Annotated in this window: 17 protein-coding genes and 1 tRNA gene; 6 read left to right on the top strand and 12 right to left on the bottom strand. The window is 64.3% G+C overall.

Going from position 1 to position 16895, the window contains the following annotated elements; translation table 11 throughout:
- Positions 1 to 765 precede the first annotated feature (765 nt).
- Positions 766 to 858 (top strand) — tRNA-Ser (locus JQ621_RS16525).
- 449 nt (positions 859 to 1307) lie between these two features.
- On the opposite strand, the gene JQ621_RS16530 is transcribed toward JQ621_RS16525, so the two are convergent.
- From JQ621_RS16530 to JQ621_RS16565, 8 genes are all read right to left on the bottom strand, one after another.
- The gene (locus JQ621_RS16530) at positions 1308 to 1574 is read right to left on the bottom strand and encodes a hypothetical protein (RefSeq protein ID WP_212235752.1); all 267 of its coding nucleotides are present in this window, start codon (positions 1572 to 1574) and stop codon (positions 1308 to 1310) included.
- A gap of 1456 nt (positions 1575 to 3030) precedes the next feature.
- Positions 3031 to 4509 (bottom strand): Asp-tRNA(Asn)/Glu-tRNA(Gln) amidotransferase subunit GatB, encoded by a 1479-nt coding sequence (gene gatB / locus JQ621_RS16535; protein ID WP_212235753.1) that lies wholly within the window; start codon positions 4507 to 4509, stop codon positions 3031 to 3033.
- On the bottom strand, positions 4506 to 4808 hold the full coding sequence (locus JQ621_RS16540) for a hypothetical protein (RefSeq protein ID WP_212235754.1): 303 nt from the start codon (positions 4806 to 4808) through the stop codon (positions 4506 to 4508). The genes gatB and JQ621_RS16540 overlap by 4 nt, the downstream gene beginning before the upstream one ends.
- Positions 4799 to 6274: an Asp-tRNA(Asn)/Glu-tRNA(Gln) amidotransferase subunit GatA gene (gene gatA, locus JQ621_RS16545; RefSeq protein WP_212235755.1), complete on the bottom strand. Its 1476-nt coding sequence runs from the start codon at positions 6272 to 6274 to the stop codon at positions 4799 to 4801. The genes JQ621_RS16540 and gatA overlap by 10 nt, the downstream gene beginning before the upstream one ends.
- Complete coding sequence (locus tag JQ621_RS16550) at positions 6271 to 6495, bottom strand: hypothetical protein (protein WP_212235756.1); 225 nt, start codon at positions 6493 to 6495, stop codon at positions 6271 to 6273. The genes gatA and JQ621_RS16550 overlap by 4 nt, the downstream gene beginning before the upstream one ends.
- 18 nt (positions 6496 to 6513) lie before the next feature.
- Positions 6514 to 6801 carry an Asp-tRNA(Asn)/Glu-tRNA(Gln) amidotransferase subunit GatC gene (gene gatC / locus JQ621_RS16555; protein ID WP_008548395.1) on the bottom strand — a complete coding sequence of 96 codons (288 nt, stop codon included), beginning with the start codon at positions 6799 to 6801 and terminating at the stop codon, positions 6514 to 6516.
- 63 nt (positions 6802 to 6864) lie between these two features.
- Entirely contained in the window at positions 6865 to 7941 is a 1077-nt protein-coding gene (locus tag JQ621_RS16560; RefSeq protein ID WP_212235757.1) for an NAD(P)H-dependent flavin oxidoreductase, read from the bottom strand.
- The gene (locus JQ621_RS16565) at positions 7920 to 8966 is read right to left on the bottom strand and encodes an NAD(P)H-dependent flavin oxidoreductase (protein ID WP_212235758.1); all 1047 of its coding nucleotides are present in this window, start codon (positions 8964 to 8966) and stop codon (positions 7920 to 7922) included. Before JQ621_RS16565 ends, JQ621_RS16560 begins: the two co-directional genes overlap by 22 nt.
- A gap of 99 nt (positions 8967 to 9065) precedes the next feature.
- On the opposite strand from JQ621_RS16565, the gene JQ621_RS16570 reads away from it, so the two are divergent.
- A complete protein-coding gene (locus JQ621_RS16570) occupies positions 9066 to 9956 on the top strand; it encodes a LysR family transcriptional regulator (RefSeq protein WP_212235759.1) in 891 nt (296 codons plus the stop codon).
- On the opposite strand, the gene JQ621_RS16575 is transcribed toward JQ621_RS16570, so the two are convergent.
- Positions 9943 to 10158, bottom strand: coding sequence for a hypothetical protein (locus tag JQ621_RS16575; protein WP_212235760.1), 216 nt, complete (start codon positions 10156 to 10158; stop codon positions 9943 to 9945). The two genes, JQ621_RS16570 and JQ621_RS16575, sit on opposite strands and share 14 nt — an antisense overlap.
- Before the next feature lie 46 nt (positions 10159 to 10204).
- On the opposite strand from JQ621_RS16575, the gene ruvX reads away from it, so the two are divergent.
- From ruvX to JQ621_RS16590, 3 genes are read left to right on the top strand one after another with little or no spacing between them, the layout of a single operon-like run.
- Positions 10205 to 10684: a Holliday junction resolvase RuvX gene (gene ruvX, locus JQ621_RS16580; protein ID WP_212235761.1), complete on the top strand. Its 480-nt coding sequence runs from the start codon at positions 10205 to 10207 to the stop codon at positions 10682 to 10684.
- Positions 10685 to 10697: 13 nt separating this feature from the next.
- The gene (locus JQ621_RS16585) at positions 10698 to 11153 is read left to right on the top strand and encodes a hypothetical protein (protein WP_212235762.1); all 456 of its coding nucleotides are present in this window, start codon (positions 10698 to 10700) and stop codon (positions 11151 to 11153) included.
- A gap of 4 nt (positions 11154 to 11157) precedes the next feature.
- A complete protein-coding gene (locus JQ621_RS16590; RefSeq protein WP_212235763.1) occupies positions 11158 to 12081 on the top strand; it encodes an AEC family transporter in 924 nt (307 codons plus the stop codon).
- Between the two features lie 133 nt (positions 12082 to 12214).
- Here JQ621_RS16590 and JQ621_RS16595 read toward each other — a convergent pair whose 3' ends face one another.
- The 3 genes from JQ621_RS16595 to JQ621_RS16605 all read right to left on the bottom strand — a co-directional run bounded on the left by JQ621_RS16595 (position 12215) and on the right by JQ621_RS16605 (position 15673).
- Positions 12215 to 12979: a CPBP family intramembrane glutamic endopeptidase gene (locus JQ621_RS16595; protein WP_212235764.1), complete on the bottom strand. Its 765-nt coding sequence runs from the start codon at positions 12977 to 12979 to the stop codon at positions 12215 to 12217.
- Between the two features lie 145 nt (positions 12980 to 13124).
- Complete coding sequence (locus JQ621_RS16600; RefSeq protein ID WP_212235765.1) at positions 13125 to 14768, bottom strand: acyl-CoA dehydrogenase family protein; 1644 nt, start codon at positions 14766 to 14768, stop codon at positions 13125 to 13127.
- 188 nt (positions 14769 to 14956) lie between these two features.
- Positions 14957 to 15673: a M15 family metallopeptidase gene (locus JQ621_RS16605; RefSeq protein WP_212236018.1), complete on the bottom strand. Its 717-nt coding sequence runs from the start codon at positions 15671 to 15673 to the stop codon at positions 14957 to 14959.
- Positions 15674 to 15942: 269 nt separating this feature from the next.
- Here JQ621_RS16605 and JQ621_RS16610 point away from each other — a divergent pair, with 269 nt between their 5' ends.
- The gene (locus JQ621_RS16610) at positions 15943 to 16890 is read left to right on the top strand and encodes an aspartate carbamoyltransferase catalytic subunit (protein WP_212235766.1); all 948 of its coding nucleotides are present in this window, start codon (positions 15943 to 15945) and stop codon (positions 16888 to 16890) included.
- Positions 16891 to 16895: the final 5 nt, after the last annotated feature.

A 16895-nucleotide genomic window follows, 5' to 3' on the forward strand; every position in this document is an offset into this window, starting at 1 on the left:
GGACACACCCGCATGAACGCGAGGGACTTAAGCGAAAGACCTAAACGGGACGACCTTGGGATGCCCCCCTCCGTCGCCCGATCACAATTACCGAACGTTCCTGCACACACAACAAAAGAACGCTCCAAAACGGGCCTGCGAAACGTGTTTCCCGGAGAGTGTTGCACAAATAACACGCAGATGTGATCGAGCGACGCTCGCAACATATTGTTTTTATTATATTTTTTACTGCAGTTCCATTTGCCGTCAAGGTTCCCGGTCAGACGGCGCGCGGGCAGACTTACACACAGCACCAGGGTTTGGGGCGCTCAAATCTTGGAATCAACTCGGAGACTCAAGGGGGATCTAGGCCGGGCCCGTAACGCGGGGCGATCTTCAGCTGGACGTATAAAGCATCGGCGGCGCAGCCGGCTACGAGGCGGCAATCATCTGGAGATCGCGACATCCAGACGACGGACCCCCTCCCGACCGCTCCTTACCCCGCAGCGAGCGGGCGATCCTGTCCCACGAGTCCGAGCACTGGGGAAACGGCCAACAAATTCAGATATTTGAGGCCACAAGAGATGATTCCCCCCTTGCCCCCTGCCCGTCTCTGAGCCACGCGCGCTGACGGCGTGTCGGCGGTTCCCGCGCGATGTTTACCGGCGCGACTGCAAACCGCGTTGATTGACGCGCAGAGCCGCGGAATTCGTTGGGAATATTTGAGCGAAAACACACGCTTCCAAATTGACCCGCCCAACCAATTAGATGCATAAGGCTCGCACCGGAGAGGTGGCCGAGTGGCTGAAGGCAACGCTTTGCTAAAGCGTCATACGGTCTCAAGCTGTATCGAGGGTTCGAATCCCTCTCTCTCCGCCACCCAGCCGCAGAATCAAGGTCTGTGCATTTCCACATTGGAAAGCGATCGCCGCGCAGCTGCGACAGCGCAAGGATTCGCGCCGGCTGAGCTCGGCCGATTCGCTGCCTCTCTATATATGTGTGTGCGCACCAGCTTGTGCGGGATCGCCAGATTCGCCGGTGGGACGGCGATATCAGCAGCGCCTCGCCCGCCCAGACGTGGATCCAGACACGAGCGTTGCGTCTGCATTGAGAGTTGAGCGGCAGAATGCCGGTCTTGTGCAGCCGTCCGAGTTCCAGATCGCAATCGTCGGGCGCGACTCTGAATCGGCAGCCATCACCTTTGCCGCGACTGCGCCTTGCTGGAGTCGTTCACGCCGCGCGAGTCTATGCAGCGGCACGATGCGGGAACTCGGTTCAGCGCAATTGAACCGCCCCGTGGCAACACGGGGCCGGATGCAAGTGTCTGCTCAATGCGCGGAAACCCAGGCCCTCGCCTCGCGCTGCGCGGCCGAGATCTCGGCCTCCGACATCTGACCGGCCACTTCCTGCCGCAGCGCGATGGCGTCCTTGCGGCCCTTCAGAGCGGCGAGGTTGAACCATTTGTGCGCGGCGACGAGGTCGACCAGGCCGGAACGGCCGCTCGCCCAATAGATGCCGCGCTCGAACAGAACGTCCGACAGCGCGGTTGCATCGATCGGCGTCGCCGCATCGAGATCGAAAGTACCCTGAAACATAACGCATCCCCTTTTTTCTTATGCCGCCTCGAATCCCCCGAGCGCGGCTCCCGTCCAACTCTGATCTGCGTGATCCTTCTGGACCGCGCATTGTTCAACTCATCCCGAGTCTTCTTGCCCAGTGCCGTTCGCCGGCTTGTTGGAGGGGATGATGGCGGGCAAATTTGAATGGCAGTTTAAGTATCGCGATGAAGCAGACGTAAACGAGGGCGCGCGCCGCGCGCGCCGGCGATTCGAAAAACCCCTGATTTGCAGGCACTTCTCTGATTCGTCAGATTCGGTTTACCCTGCGGTTTTCGGACATCGATAACCATCGCGCACGGTGGCACGCGTGCTGCGTTTGGAATGTCTGGGCGGGACCGCGCTGGAACCGCCGCATCGTCGACGGCGGGCTGAGCGCCGGGCCAGCGGCTCGTTAAGGCAACGAGAGCTCGCCGCAACCCTCGCCTGCCTCACGGCAGCACGATGCGACGCTCTCGCGGTCAGTTCAGCAATGTCGGAGAAAAGGGGATGCCGGCAATACCCCGGCCTCAGGGAACGAGGGCGTCGGCGAACACGTCAGGACCAGATTCCGTGATGGCCCGAAGGCCGCTCGTGGAATTGCGGAGCCCTTTTGAAGGAGAACCGCACCGAACGAAGAAAACCTGTTTCTTCTGCCGGACCGGACTTTGACGAGCAAGCTCGAAGAAAGCTGACGATCCGACCGTTGACCTGATGTCTCGCCGACACCCTCTATCGTCGACCAGAACCTCTGGGAGGGGCTGATGACGTGCCGGCGCTTAGGAGCCGGCAACTTCAGAAGTCGAAGTTACTTCTTCTTCTTCGCGACCTTGCGGGTCTTCTTCGCAGTCTTCTTCACTGCGCTCTTCGCCTTCTTCGCCTTCTTCGCTTTCTTGGCCATGTTGCCCTCCGATGTGTGAGATGGCTTTAATCGCTGCGCGCATTCGGGGATCGAATGCACTCACCCCGAATACACCAACACGACGAAAAAAACATCTTCTCACTTAAGGAAGTGTTGACGACGCAGCGCGCGTGCGCCAGCCGCGCTTGATTTGCCTGCGAGCAGCGACGCGCGCTCGCGATTGCAAATGCTTCGCGCAACATCGACATCGACAAGCGCAGGGATTGCAAGAAAACACTATGCAGCAAGTATTATTCTGTGCGCGCACATCAGGCGCGATCGACGCGGTGAAGCGCGCCGCGAAGCGTGCGATCGCCTCGTGAAGGCTTGTCGCGGACTCTGAGTCGCGAATTTTGGCAACGAAATTATTTTCATGCTTAACGGCGGAAGCGCTCGTCAGAGCGTGTGCAAGACGCCGTTTTGCGCGAATCGCGCGGACTGCGATTCGGTCGCGACATCGCACTCGGACGGGATGTCGGTTGCTGTCGACGACGCGTGAGAGCGTCGCGTCGCAAGGCGACGAAGCGCGTCGTCACCTCGTCCGAACGCGCGACGTCAGATGCCGAGCTTGGACTTGAGCAGCTCGTTGACCGCCTGCGGGTTCGCCTTGCCGCCCGACGACTTCATCACCTGGCCGACGAACCAGCCGAGCGACTGCGGCTTGTCCTTCACCTGCGCAGCCTTGTCTGGGTTGGCCGCGATGATGTCGTCGACAACCTTCTCGATCGCCGAAAGATCCGTCACCTGCTTCATGCCGCGGCTTTCGACCAGCGCGCGGGGGTCGCCGCCCTCCTGCCAGACGATCTCGAACAGATCCTTGGCGATCTTGCCTGATATCGTGCCCTCGCCGATCAGGTCGATGATGGCGGCAAGCTGCCCGGACGTCACGGGAGAGCCCGTAATATCCCGGCCCTCCTTGTTGAGACGGCCAAACAGCTCGTTGATCACCCAGTTCGCCGCCATCTTGCCGTCTCGGGCGCGGTTGGCGAGCCTGTCGAGCACGGTCTCGTAGAACACGGCGCTCTCGCGCTCGGCGACCAGCACGCTGGCATCGTAAGCCGACAGGCCGAAGTCTGCGACAAAGCGCGCCTTCTTCTGGTCCGGCAGCTCGGGCAGCTTCGCTTTCAGCTCGTCGACGAAAGCCTGAGTGAACTCGAGCGGCAGCAAATCCGGATCGGGGAAGTAGCGGTAGTCGTGCGCCTCTTCCTTCGAGCGCATCGAGCGCGTCTCGCCCTTGCTGGGATCGTAGAGCCGCGTCTCCTGGTCGATTGCCCCGCCGTCCTCGAGGATTTCGATCTGGCGGCGCGCTTCGTACTCGATCGCCTGCCCGATGAAATTGATCGAGTTCATGTTCTTGATCTCGCAGCGGGTGCCGAGCGGCGCGCCCGGCTTCCGTACGGAGACGTTGACGTCGGCGCGCAAGCTTCCCTTCTCCATGTCGCCGTCGCAGGTGCCGAGATAGCGCAGGATCGAACGCAGCTTTGTCACGTAGGCCTTGGCCTGCTCCGCGTCGCGGATGTCGGGTTTTGACACGATCTCCATCAGCGCCACGCCGGAGCGGTTGAGATCGACATTGGTCATCGTCGGCGACCGGTCGTGCAGCAATTTGCCGGCGTCCTGTTCGAGATGCAGGCGCTCGATGCCGATGGAGACGCTGCGGCCGCCATCGAGCTCGACCACCACCTCGCCCTCGCCCACAACGGGCGATTTGTACTGGCTGATCTGGTAGCCCTGCGGCAGATCCGGATAGAAATAGTTTTTCCGGTCGAATACCGAACGCAGATTGATCTTTGCGTTGAGACCGAGCCCGGTCCGGACGGCCTGCCTGACGCATTCCTCGTTGATGACAGGCAGCATGCCCGGCATCGCCGCGTCGACCAGCGACACATGGCTGTTCGGCTCGCCACCGAACGCGGTCGATGCACCCGAGAACAGTTTCGAGTTCGACGTCACCTGGGCATGGATCTCCATGCCGATGACCATCTCCCAGTCACCGGTGGCGCCTTTGAGAAGTTTGTGCGTGGCCGTGCTCATGTCGTGCTCCCGAGCAGCGCGGCAGCGATCCGCTCCCACTCCGCCTCCAATGAATCCTTTGCCGCTGGCTGGCCGGCCTGGCGATACCAGTAGCCGGCATTGCCGAGATCGCCTTCGACGCGGTGCAGGTACGCATGCACCCAGGCGGCGTCGCGGCCCTTGTCGTCCTGAACGATCTTGTGCGCCTGGTCCCAATCGCCTCGCGCGGCCCACCAGAGACCGGCGAGCGGCGCGCTCAGCTGCGGCGCGGGCGCCGCGCCGCCCAGGCTCGCGATGAAATCAGCGACATTCACCACCACCTCGCGGGCGTGAAGCGGCCGGCGGCCTGCTCGATCACCTCGCCGAGCGAGAACAGCGTCTCCTCCTCGAACGGACGGCCGATCAGTTGCAGGCCAAGCGGCAGACCCTGCGCATCCTTGCCTGATGGCACGGCGATACCCGGCAGACCGGCCATGTTCACGGTCACCGTAAAAATGTCGTTGAGATACATCTCGACGGGGTCGGCGCCGCCCTTCTCGCCGATACCGAAGGCCGCCGACGGCGTCGCCGGCGTGAGGATCGCGTTGACGCCCTTGGCGAAGCAATCCTCAAAGTCCTTCTTGATCAGCGTCCGCACCTTCTGGGCGCGCAGATAGTAAGCGTCATAATAGCCGGCCGAGAGCACGTAGGTGCCGATCATGACGCGGCGGCGCACCTCCGCGCCAAAACCTTCGGCGCGGGTGTTTTCATACTGCTCGATGATGTTCCTGCCCGGCTCGCGCAGGCCATAGCGAACGCCGTCGTAGCGCGCGAGGTTGGACGAGGCCTCCGCCGGCGCCACGATGTAATAGGCGGGCAGCGCGTACTTCGTGTGCGGCAGCGACACTTCGACCAGCTCGGCGCCGGCCGCCTTCAGCCAGGCCGCGCCCGCTTCCCAAAGCTTCTCGATCTCGGCCGGCATGCCGTCGAGACGATATTCCTTGGGAATGCCGATCTTCATGCCCTTGACCGACTTGCCGATCGCCGCCTCGTAGTCAGGCACGGCGATGTCGACCGAGGTGGTGTCCTTCGGATCGTGGCCGGCCATCGAACGCAGCAGCATCGCCGCATCGCGTGTCGTGCGCGCGATCGGACCTGCCTGATCGAGCGACGAGGCAAAGGCGACGATGCCCCAGCGCGAGCAGCGGCCATAGGTCGGCTTGATGCCGACGGTCGCGGTGAATGCCGCGGGCTGACGGATCGAGCCGCCGGTGTCGGTCGCGGTCGCGCCCATGCAGAGCAGCGCGGCGACGGCCGAAGCCGAGCCGCCGGACGAGCCGCCCGGCACCAGCGTCGTGTTGCTTCCCTCGCGCCGCCAGGGATTGCCGACGGGACCGAAGCACGAGGTCTCGTTGGCCGAGCCCATCGCGAACTCGTCGTTGTTGAGCTTGCCGAGCATCACCGCGCCGTCGCGCCACAGCTGCGAGGTGACGGTGGACTCATAGGTCGGCACGAAATTGCCGAGGATCTTCGAGCACGCGGTGGTGCGGACGCCCTTGGTCGCGAACAGATCCTTGATGCCGAGCGGGATGCCGGCGAGCGGCCCCACCTCACCCCTGGCGATCCTTGCATCGGCCTCGCGCGCCATGCTGCGCGCCTGCTCGGGCGTCTCCAGCACGAAGGCATTGAGCACGCGCGCCTTCTCGATCGCGCTCAGATGCGCGTCGGTCAGCTCGAGTGACGTGAAAGTCTTGTCGGCGAGACCCTTGCGGGCCTCGGCGAGCGTCAGCGATGTCAAATCGGTCATTTATTGATCGGGCTGCAGAAGAACGGAGACAAGGTCTTGTCGTTGGCCGGGTCGTCTTGCGTGACGTTTTTCTTGGCGGCCGCATTCGCGGCGGCCTGGAGCTCGTCGAGCACGGCATTGACGGCGACATTGGGATCGGCAGCCTTGCCCTGCCGCTCCATCTTGTCGAGGTAGTTCATGTAGGCCTGGTAGGCCTTCTCATCGTCGCAAAGCATGCACATCGGACTTGGTCCTAAAACCTATTCAACAACCTTTGGCACCAGAAAGAAGTGACCTTCGGTCGCGGGCGCGTTGGCAACGATATCGTCGGCGATCTCGCCGTCATTGACCACGTCCTGCCGCTTCTTCATCTGCATGGGTGTGACCGAGGTCATCGGCTCCACGCCCTCGACATTGACCTCCGAGAGCTGCTCGACAAAGGCGAGCATGGCATTGAGCTCGCCCTGAAGATGCGGAACCTCGTCCTCGGAAACCGCAATGCGCGCCAGATGCGCGATGCGGCGGACGGTAGCGGCGTCGACGGACATTATATAAGGCCTCTCACGGCAAAACCTATTGCCGTATAGCAGAGGCCGGTTTTGCGCCGCAACCTACCCCGCCATCTGGCGCAGGCGGGCCAGGGCCGATTTGGCGAGATCCCGGGTCAATTCGGCAGCCGGAAGCGCCCTGCCCATCCCAATCGCCTGCCCTGCCCAGAGATTGGTGAAGTCCACCTTGCCCTGCTTCTCGGCGGCTGCCTTCAGCGGCGCCAGCGCCGTTGCGGCATGGGGAAATGGCGGGGCATCGGCCGAGATCGGACCAACCTCGCGGATCAAACGGTTCTGGACGCCCCGCGCCGGCCGTCCGGTCATGACATTGGTGATCACGGTGGAATCGTCCCGCGCGTCCGCAAGCGCGGCCCGTCCGGCGGCGGTGTGCGTGGATTCCGGACAACGCAGATAGGCGCTGCCGATCTGCACGCCTGATGCGCCGAGCGCAAACGCCGCCGCGATGCCGCGGCCGTCGGCAATGCCACCGGCCGCAATCACCGGCACCTTCACCGCATCGACGATCTGCGGCAGCAGCGCGAACAAGCCCGGCTGCTCGGCGATCTTCTCGGTCAGGAACATGCCGCGATGGCCGCCCGCCTCCGCGCCCTGCGCAATCACGGCATCGACGCCGCGCTGGTCGAGCCAGACCGCCTCCTTCACCGTCGTTGCCGACGCGATCACGATACAGCCAGCCGCCCTGATGCGATCAAGCAGAGCCTTGTCCGGCAGACCGAAATGGAAGCTCACGACCTCGGGCTTCAACTCCTCCACCACCGCGCAGGTCGCCGCATCGAACGGCGCCCGGTTGGCAGCGTTGACCGGCACAGCCGGATCGAGGCCATGTTCGGCGTAATAGCCCGCGAGGCACAGCTTCCAGCGCGCTTCGGCGGCGGCGGTGAGTTCGACCGGCGTGTGGCAGAAGAAGTTCAGATTGACCGGCGCCGATACGCGCTGGCGGATGATCCCGACCTGCTCGCGGATCTTGTCCCCTGACAGCATCGCACATGGCAGCGATCCGAGCGCGCCGCCTTGGGCGGCCGCGATGACAAGCTCGGCATCCATCACGCCGGCCATCGGCGCCAGCACGATCGGAAATTCGGTCTTGAACAGATCGATCAGTCGAGTGTCAGGCCACATGGTTGTTCTCTCTCGTTTTCCTTACCCTCCCCTGGAGGGGGTGAAGAATTCTGCGCCGCGACAACCGAATTGCGCCGGCCGGCCAGCAACTGCTCGGCCTCGGTCGCAATCCGTTCGACGATCTCGGCCGCCGGTGGAATATCATGGATCAGACCGACTGCCTCGCCCGCAAAGACAGCAGCGATTTCGAAATCGCCCTCCATTTTTGCCGCAGCGTATTCCTCGGCAATCTCGTCCGCGCGCTGCATCAGTTCGATCTCGCGGCCCGTCCAGGTCTTGATATGGGTGTTGACCAACGTCCGTGCAGTGAACGGAGCCGGCCAGAATAGTCTTCGCGACCAGTCTGAGACGACACCGCGCACAGTGCCGTTGCCGTCGGCCGCGCGAATGCGCTGCTTCGCCTCTTCCGCGCCATTGGCCTCGACGCTCGCATAGAACCGCGTCCCGACCAGCACGCCGGATGCGCCAAGCATCATCATGGCCGCCAGACCACGACCGTCAGCGATCCCGCCGGCCGCGACGACAGGCACACGCCCGGCTGCAAGATCAACAATGGCCGGCACAATATCGACGGTGGTGCGCGAAGCGCCGTGGCCCCCTGCCTCCGTCCCTTGCGCGATCAAGATCTCCGCGCCCGCATCAAGAGCCTGTTTCGCCATATCCTCGCTCTGCACCTGACAGATCAAGCGCGCACTGCTCGCCCTGATGCGCGGCGCGAATGGCGCGGGATCGCCGAACGACAGCATGACCGCCTGCGGGCGCGCATCGAGCGCAATGTCGAGAAGCTCGGGCTGTTTCGCCAGACTCCAGGTGATGAAGCCGATCCCGAACGGCGCAAAACCCTTGAGCTCCGCGGCCTCGGCCTGAAGTCGGGCGCGGTCGCCATAGCCACCGCCGAGGATCCCAAAGCCGCCGGCTTCGCTGACGGCGCGGGTCAGCCGGCTGCCCGCGATCGTGTCCATCGGCGCCGACAGGATCGGATGCCTGATCCCGAGAAGCTCCGTCAGCGGCGTCGCAATCGGCATTGGCTCCTCTCCCACTCTGGACAGGAACATTAGGCGCAACTAGCATTCTCGAAAAATGATTTCTTGCGAACGCTGCCATCACAAAAGCGAAACGACGCCATGGAACTGAGCGACATCCAGACTTTCGCCGCGGTCGCACGCACCGGCGGCATTACCCGCGCCGCCGAAGAGCTCAATACAGTCCAGTCGAACGTCACCCAGCGCATCAAGGCCCTGGAGGCCGAGATCGGCACGCCGCTGTTCGAGCGTCACAGCCGCGGCATGGCGCTGACCGGCGCCGGCAAGCGTCTTCTGCCCTATGCGCAACGGATGGCCGCGCTGTCGCGCGAAGCGGTGCTCGCCGCGCGCGACGATGGCGAGCCTAAGGGGCCGCTTTCGATCGGCTCGATGGAGACGACGGCGGCGGTGCGGCTGCCGACGCTGCTCGCCGATTTCCACCACCGCTTCCCGGCCGTGCGGCTGAGCCTGCGCACCTCGCCGACCGCCGATCTCGTCGCCGGCGTGCTAGAGGGCGCGCTGGATGGAGCGTTCGTCGCGGGGCCCATCGCGCACGACGACCTCGCCGCGACGAGTGCCTTTCGCGAGGAGCTGGTGCTTGTCAGCGCGCGGCGCTGGTCCTCGCTTGCGGAGCTGCGCGCCGGCACGCCCGAGTCAGGCCCGACGGCGCTGGTGTTCCGCACCGGCTGCACCTATCGGCAGCGGCTCGAACAGATCTTTGTCGAGTTCGGCTGGCCGTCGGCAACGCGCTTCGAACTCGGCACGCTCGACGGCATGATCGGCTGCGTCGCCGCCGACATGGGCGTCACGCTGCTGCCGCGCGCCGTGGTCGAGCGCAGTGCGATGAACGGCAGCGTGACCATGCACGCGCTGAGCCCGTCGCATGGGCGCGTCGAGACGCTGTTCATCCAGCGCCGCGCGGGCCATCAAACCAGCGCGCTGCAGGGATTCCTCTCCTGCCTGACCCGGGACGACGACATCATCGCGGCCTGATCCACCAGCGGCGCAGCGCGACGATGGCCCAGATCGCCTCGACGAGACCGAACGGCCAGGCCCCCTGCAGGAAGCCGTAGGCCGAGCCGAGCGCGCAGGAGGCGGCGAACAGCAGCACGAACCAGTGGCTGCGGTCCTCCATCGCATAGCAGACCAGCATCGCGGTGACGGCAAACAGGCCGAATAGAGTCAGGGTATCCATCGTTCAGGGTTCACTCCCCGGCGCGGCGCGTGATATGCGCTAGTGCATGCCGGCTCTTATCCTGCCCCTCGTCGATGCTGCAACCCACTGGCCCGAACGCGGCGGGTTGATCGGCCTTGATTTGGGCACCAAGACCATCGGCGTAGCGGTCTCCAATCCCGACCGGCGGCTGGCGACCGGCGTCGAGACCATCCAGCGTAAGCAGTTCAAGCAGGACGCCGCCCGCCTCCTTGCGATCGTGGCAGAACGCAAAATCGTCGGCTTCGTGCTCGGCCTGCCCATCAACATGGACGGCAGCGAGGGGCCGCGCGCGCAATCGACCCGCGCCTTCGCCCGCAATCTGGCCAATTTGACCCCGCTCCCGATCGGCCTCTGGGACGAGCGCCTCTCGACCGCGGCGGTCGAGCGCGAGCTGATCGGCATGGATGTCAGCCGCGCCAAGCGCGCTGAGGTGATCGACGAGCACGCCGCCATCTTCATCCTGCAAGGCGCGCTCGACCGGCTCGCCAATCTGCGACAAGGCTGATCGGAACCGACTGATGGCACTGTCGACAAGAACAAGACTATCGATCGGCGCCTTCCTTCTTGCGCTCCTCGCCGTCCAGGGGGCATTCGCCATGGAAGATCATGTCGCTTCGGACCTCAAGGGCACCTGGTCCGGCACGTTCAATCAATATTCGCACGACATCAACGACAGCTTTGCCTTCAGGCTGACCATCGATGCGGTCTCGGGCAGTGAATTCACCGGCATGATGGAGTGGCCGACCTTCGACACGACGACAAAAGTAAGAGGGATGCTCGAGGGAGCTCTGATCAAATGGACCGAGACCGAATATGTGAAAGGCGATGATGCCGTTCTCCACGGGCTCTACGTTGCGCGCTTCAGTGCCGACAACGAGATCTCCGGCGACTGGATGGACCCCAAGCACACGATCACGCCCGAGGGTCCCCGCTTTGGGACGCGCGGAGCCGACTTCGTGCTGAAAAAAGACTAGGCGCATGGCCGTCGTGATCGCGGCGCTGCTGCCGGTCTTCATCCTCATCGTGCTCGGCGTGGTGCTCCGGCACAGCCTGATGCGGCTCGACACGCAATGGCACGGGCTGGAACGGCTGACCTATTTCGTGCTGTTTCCGATGCTCTTGATCCAGACGCTGGTGAAGGCTGATCTCTCGAAAGTGCCGGTCGCCGGCGTCGGCGGCGCGCTGCTGCTGTCGGCGCTCGCGATGTCGCTGCTCTGCCTCGCGCTGCGCCCGGCCCTGGCGCGCCTCGATATCGACGGTCCTGCCTTCACCTCGATCTTCCAGGGCGCGACGCGCTGGCAGACCTATGTGGCGTTGTCGGTCTCCGCCAATCTGTACGGCGAGGTCGGGCTGGCGCTGGCCTCGGTCGCGATGGTCGCGATCATTCCGTTGGTGAACGTGTTCAGCGTCGCCGTGCTCGCGCATTACGCATCGCCCGAGAAGCAATCCGCGCGCGCGATCGTCATGACCGTGATCCGCAACCCCCTGATCTGGGCCTGCGTCATCGGCCTCGTCATCAATGTCGTCCACCTGCCGATGCCAAAGATCTGGCACGAGGTCGCCGACGCGCTCGGCCGCTCCTCGCTCGCGATCGGCCTGCTCGTCACCGGTGCCGGTCTCCAGCTCAAGGGCCTGCTCCGCCCGCGCGTCGGCGCAACCATTGGCGTGGTGTTCAAGCTGGTCTTGATGCCCGTGCTTGCGCTTTCACTCGCCGTCTGGTTCGGGCTGACGGGGACCAACCTCGCGATCGTCGCGATCTGCGCGGCGGTGCCGACCTCGCCGAGCGCCTATGTGCTGGCCCGCCAGATGGGCGGCGATGCGCCATTGCTGGCGCAGATCATCACGCTGCAGACGATTTTGGCAGCGATCACGATGCCGATCGCGATCGCGCTGGTGGCGTGAGCTCGTCGTTGAGAACGCACTGCTCTCACCTGCGTCATTGCGAGCGTAGCGAATCAATCCAGAGTCTTTCCGCGGCAGCAGCCCTGATTGCTTCGCTACGCTCGCAATGACCGAGCGTGGAGCGACGGCCGGGCTAGCCCCCCAGCCACATCGTCAGCACCACCGCTGTCATGTTGTTCAGCGCATGCAGCAGGATGGTGAGCCAGAGCGAGCCCGCGCGATAGCGCATGTAGCCGAACCACAGGCCGATCGAGAAGACCTCGGCGAGGAAGTACAGATCGTATTGCAGATGCACCGCCGTCCACACCAGTGACGACAGGATGATGGCTCCGGGCACGCGCAGGAAGCTCGCCGACCAGCCGCGAAACAGGAAGCCGCGCGCGAGCACCTCTTCCGACATCGGCGCAGCCACGCTGAAGGCGAACAGCAGTAGCATCGCCGCGCCCTTGTCGCGGCCGGACTTCAACAGGTCTGCCATGAAGCCCGGCGTCGCCTCGCGGCCGAGCGAACGCGATGCCACCTCCCAGGCCAGCACGACCAGAATGAGACCGGCGGCGCCAAGCAGGAACTGCCGCCAGGTCGGCCAGCGCAGTGCGAGATAGTCGACGAAGGATGCTTTCTTGATGCGGATGGCGAGCCATACGGCCGCGAGCGTCGCAGGCAATCCTGTGATCACCGACAGCGCCAACGCCTGCGGCTCGCGGCCGACCGACTGGATCGAGGCCATGTCGAGCGGAAGCCCGCGCATCATGATCAACAGCAGGATCGCCCCGACCTGGCCGACGAACATCGCCACGAAGATGAGCAAGCCCCACAGCGCCGTGCCCCAGAACTTCCAGACGCGCGGCGGCACCGGCGTCTCGATGAGCGGCGGATGGTCGGGATTGAGGGAGTCCATCAGAGGGCTTTCATGGGTTGGGACACGCTCGCCTCCTTGTCATGGCCGGGCTTGTCCCGGCCATCCACGTATTTCGGCGCGCTCAAGCAAGCGTGGATGCCCGGGTCAAGCCCGGGCATGACGTTGTGGAGAGATCGTGCTCCGATCACGGCAGCGCCCGCTCCAGCAGCGCACGGACGTCGCCGCCCTCGAGTTCGACCGCGCCGTACATGCTGGCGTGATTGGTGGCAAGGCGCGTGGCGGCGAAAAGTTCGGCGTTCGGAGGCGACACGCCATTGAACGCGGCCGCGGCGGCCAGCAGCGCCAATTTCTCGACCGCGAGCCGCGCGACACGCTCGCCATCGGCGCGGCGGAAGGTCTTGCCGATGAAGGCAACCGCCTCGCTTGCCCCAGCCAATCCCTTTGTCTCGGCAGCAAGACCTTGCAGCACGGCCATCGCCGCCTCCGGCTCGCGCGACAGCGCGCGCAGCACGTCGAGGCACATCACGTTGCCGGAGCCTTCCCAAATCGCGTTGACAGGCGATTCCCGGTAATGGCGCGCCAAAATGCCGTCCTCGACATAGCCGTTGCCGCCGAGGCACTCCATGGCTTCGTAGAGGAGCGGCGGCGCGCTTTTGCAGGTCCAGTATTTGATCGCCGGCGTCAGCAGTCGCATATAGGCCGCCTCGGCCGGATCGTGCGGCGTGCGGTCGAAGGCGCGGCAGAGCCGCATCGCCAGCGCGGTGCTCGCCTCCACATGCAGCGCCATGTCGGACAGCACCGCCTGCATCAGGGGCTGATCGGCCAGATGCTTCTGGAACACGCTGCGATGACGGGCGTGATGCAGCGCATGCGCGAGCCCCGAGCGCATCAGGCCGACCGAAGCGATCGCGCAGTCCTGCCGCGTCAGCTGCACCATCTGGATGATGGTGCGGATGCCCTTGCCCTCCTCGCCGACGCGTTCGGCATAGGCGCCGACGAACTCCACCTCCGAGGATGCATTCGACCGGTTGCCGAGCTTGTCCTTCAGCCGCTGGAAATGAAGTGCGTTGACCGATCCGTCCGGCGCAAAGCGCGGCATGAAAAAGCAGGTCAGCCCGCTCTCGGCCTGCGCCAGCACGAGGAACGCGTCGCACATCGGCGCCGACATGAACCATTTGTGGCCGGTGATGCGGTAGGCATTCCCGTCGGGTACCGCGCGCGTCATGTTGGCGCGCACGTCGGTACCGCCCTGCTTCTCGGTCATGCCCATGCCGAGCGTCATGCCGCGCTTGTCCCACCACGGCGTGAAGCTGGGATCGTAGCTCCTGGTCGACAGCACCGGCATCACGCGCGCGAGCAGGTCCGGCTGCATCGCCAATGCGGCGACCGAGGCCCGCGTCATCGTGATCGGGCAGAGATGGCCGGTCTCGACTTGCGCAGCCATGTAGAATTTTGCGGCACGAATGACCTCGGCCGCATCGCCCGCGGGCTTGCCATCCGCGGTCCAGGTCGAATTGTGCAAGCCGGCACGCGCACTATGCGCCATCAGCTCGTGATAGCAGGGGTGAAACTCGACCTGATCGCGGCGGTTGCCCTTGGCGTCGAAGCTGCGCAGCTTCGGCGTGTTCTCGTTGGCGAGGCGACCGCGATCCGCCATCGCCGCCGAGCCCCAATGCTTCCCGAACTCCGTCAGCTCCCGCTCCGCCGCCGCGCCGCCATTGGCCCTCACGGCCTCGACCAGCGGTCGGTCTACGGCAAACAGGTCGACCTCCTCGAAAGGCGGCGACTGATTGAATACCTCGTGAGTTGCGAAGCTGGGCTGGGTCATGGTGCTTCCGATCAAATCTGTCCCGACACGGGGGGTGCCACCTCTCCCGACGGGAGAGGTCGCGCCGGAGGCGCGGGTGAGGGCTTACGCTCCACCGAGGGACCTGATCCCCTCACCCGGCGCTTCGCGCCGACCTCTCCCCTTGGGAGAGGTAACCCGACTCGCGGCTGCTTCCGCTTCAATCAACTCTACCTTGTTCGCGGCTGGATCGGGAAATCATAGGCCGCCCCGCCGGCCCCCGGCAGGGAAAAATGCCACCACTCCTTCGAATAGTTCACAAAGCCTTGCTTCGCCATCGCAGCCACCAGCCGCCTGCGCCAGGCGCGCTGCTCCGGCGTGATCGACGGTGCCGCGGTATGTCCCATGGCATCCGTGCAATCATAACCGGTGCCCATATCCACGCTGCCTTCCGGCAGCCGCGCCGCGACCGGCGCCGTGCAATCGGCGTAAGACTTTGCGGGATCAATCCTGGCGGAATTGTCGGCCTTGAGATCCACCAGAGTGAGATCCAGCGCCGCACCGGTCGAATGTTGGGAACGGCTCGCGATATAGCCAAGCCGAAACAGCTCGGACTTGGCGATGTGCGGATTGTAGCGCCGGTCGGCCGCGGTCTCGTGGCCATTCTGTGACCATCTCACCATGTCGAGCGAGGCGCGCGCCGGCCGGTAGCAATCGAACATTTTCAGCGACAGGTTCTGAGCGGCAAGATCCTGCTGAACCGCCTTCAGCCGCAGGCCGACGTCGCGCTTCACCACGCACTCCCCGGCACCGTAGCCGGCGAGCGGACGGCCGACGAAGTTGTTCGGCGTGGCGTAGCGGATGTCCTGGATGATGGTGGGATCGATATCACGCAAATAGACGAAGCCGCCGGGGAGCGATTGGGCTTGGGCGGTGCTGATCGTCATTGTGACCAAGAGCGCGCTCAGAACTGCTTTCAACGGAAGCTCCCCCACGTCGTCATGGCCGGGCTCGTCCCGGCCATCCGCGTCCTTTTTTGCGTCAAATGCGATAGAGAACGTGGATGCCCGGGACAAGCCCGAGCATGACGAAGAAAAACGCCAGCAGCTCGAGACGGAGGGACGCGTCGTCGCATTAAGACAGATCAGGGGATAACTCCCCGCCCCGGCTTTGGCCCTTGCTCCGTCAGCCATCCGCGCCTATAGCTCTCGCTTTAATGACATCGAAATCGACCTTTGTCCTCGGCCACCGGCATTTGCTGGGCATCGAGGGCCTTTCCGCGGCCGATATCACCGGCCTGCTCGACCTGTCCGAAGAATATGTCGAGCTCAACCGCCAGGTTGACAAGAAGCGCACCGTCCTGCGTGGACGGACGCAGGTAAACCTCTTCTTCGAGGCCTCGACAAGGACCCAGTCCTCGTTCGAGCTCGCCGGCAAACGCCTCGGCGCCGACGTCATGAACATGTCGGTGTCCTCCTCGTCCATCAAGAAGGGCGAGACGCTGGTCGACACCGCGATGACGCTCAACGCCATGCACCCGGATATCCTGGTGGTGCGCCATCACGCCTCCGGCGCGGTGGAACTGCTGGCGCGCAAGGTTGACGGTTCCGTGATCAATGCCGGTGACGGCGCGCACGAGCATCCGACCCAGGCGCTGCTCGACGCGCTCACCATCCGCCGCAACAAGGGCCGGCTCGAGGGCCTCGTGGTCGCGATCTGCGGCGACGTGCTGCATTCGCGCGTGGCGCGCTCCAACATCATCCTGCTCAACACCATGGGCGCCCGCGTCCGCGTCGTGGCCCCCTCCACGCTGCTGCCGCCCGGCATCGAGCGGATGGGGGTCGAGGTCGCGCGCGACATGCGCGAAGGTCTCAACGGCGCCGACATCGTCATGATGCTGCGGCTGCAGCGCGAGCGCATGAACGGCTCCTTCGTGCCGTCGACCTCCGAATACTTCCACTATTTCGGGCTCGACCAGAAGAAGCTCGGCTACGCCAAGCCGGATGCGCTCGTGATGCATCCGGGTCCCATGAATCGCGGCGTAGAGATCGACACTGCGGTTGCCGACGGCGCGCAGTCGCTGATCCGCGAACAGGTCGAGATGGGCGTGGCCGTGCGCATGGCCGTGCTCGAAGCGCTCGCCCGCAACCTGCCGAACGCGTGATGCTC

Origin of the sequence: Bradyrhizobium manausense (genome assembly GCF_018129685.1) — a bacterium.
In the GTDB taxonomy this organism is placed as follows: domain Bacteria; phylum Pseudomonadota; class Alphaproteobacteria; order Rhizobiales; family Xanthobacteraceae; genus Bradyrhizobium; species Bradyrhizobium manausense_D.

Coding starts and splice junctions, on each gene's coding strand:
- JQ621_RS16530 (WP_212235752.1), bottom strand. CDS start 1,574: ATGTTTCAGGGTACTTTCGATCTCGATGCGGCGACGCCGATCGATGCA.
- gatB (WP_212235753.1), bottom strand. CDS start 4,509: ATGAGCACGGCCACGCACAAACTTCTCAAAGGCGCCACCGGTGACTGG.
- gatA (WP_212235755.1), bottom strand. CDS start 6,274: ATGACCGATTTGACATCGCTGACGCTCGCCGAGGCCCGCAAGGGTCTC.
- JQ621_RS16550 (WP_212235756.1), bottom strand. CDS start 6,495: ATGTGCATGCTTTGCGACGATGAGAAGGCCTACCAGGCCTACATGAAC.
- gatC (WP_008548395.1), bottom strand. CDS start 6,801: ATGTCCGTCGACGCCGCTACCGTCCGCCGCATCGCGCATCTGGCGCGC.
- JQ621_RS16560 (WP_212235757.1), bottom strand. CDS start 7,941: ATGTGGCCTGACACTCGACTGATCGATCTGTTCAAGACCGAATTTCCG.
- JQ621_RS16565 (WP_212235758.1), bottom strand. CDS start 8,966: ATGCCGATTGCGACGCCGCTGACGGAGCTTCTCGGGATCAGGCATCCG.
- JQ621_RS16570 (WP_212235759.1), top strand. CDS start 9,066: ATGGAACTGAGCGACATCCAGACTTTCGCCGCGGTCGCACGCACCGGC.
- JQ621_RS16575 (WP_212235760.1), bottom strand. CDS start 10,158: ATGGATACCCTGACTCTATTCGGCCTGTTTGCCGTCACCGCGATGCTG.
- ruvX (WP_212235761.1), top strand. CDS start 10,205: ATGCCGGCTCTTATCCTGCCCCTCGTCGATGCTGCAACCCACTGGCCC.
- JQ621_RS16585 (WP_212235762.1), top strand. CDS start 10,698: ATGGCACTGTCGACAAGAACAAGACTATCGATCGGCGCCTTCCTTCTT.
- JQ621_RS16590 (WP_212235763.1), top strand. CDS start 11,158: ATGGCCGTCGTGATCGCGGCGCTGCTGCCGGTCTTCATCCTCATCGTG.
- JQ621_RS16595 (WP_212235764.1), bottom strand. CDS start 12,979: ATGGACTCCCTCAATCCCGACCATCCGCCGCTCATCGAGACGCCGGTG.
- JQ621_RS16600 (WP_212235765.1), bottom strand. CDS start 14,768: ATGACCCAGCCCAGCTTCGCAACTCACGAGGTATTCAATCAGTCGCCG.
- JQ621_RS16605 (WP_212236018.1), bottom strand. CDS start 15,673: ATGACGATCAGCACCGCCCAAGCCCAATCGCTCCCCGGCGGCTTCGTC.
- JQ621_RS16610 (WP_212235766.1), top strand. CDS start 15,943: ATGACATCGAAATCGACCTTTGTCCTCGGCCACCGGCATTTGCTGGGC.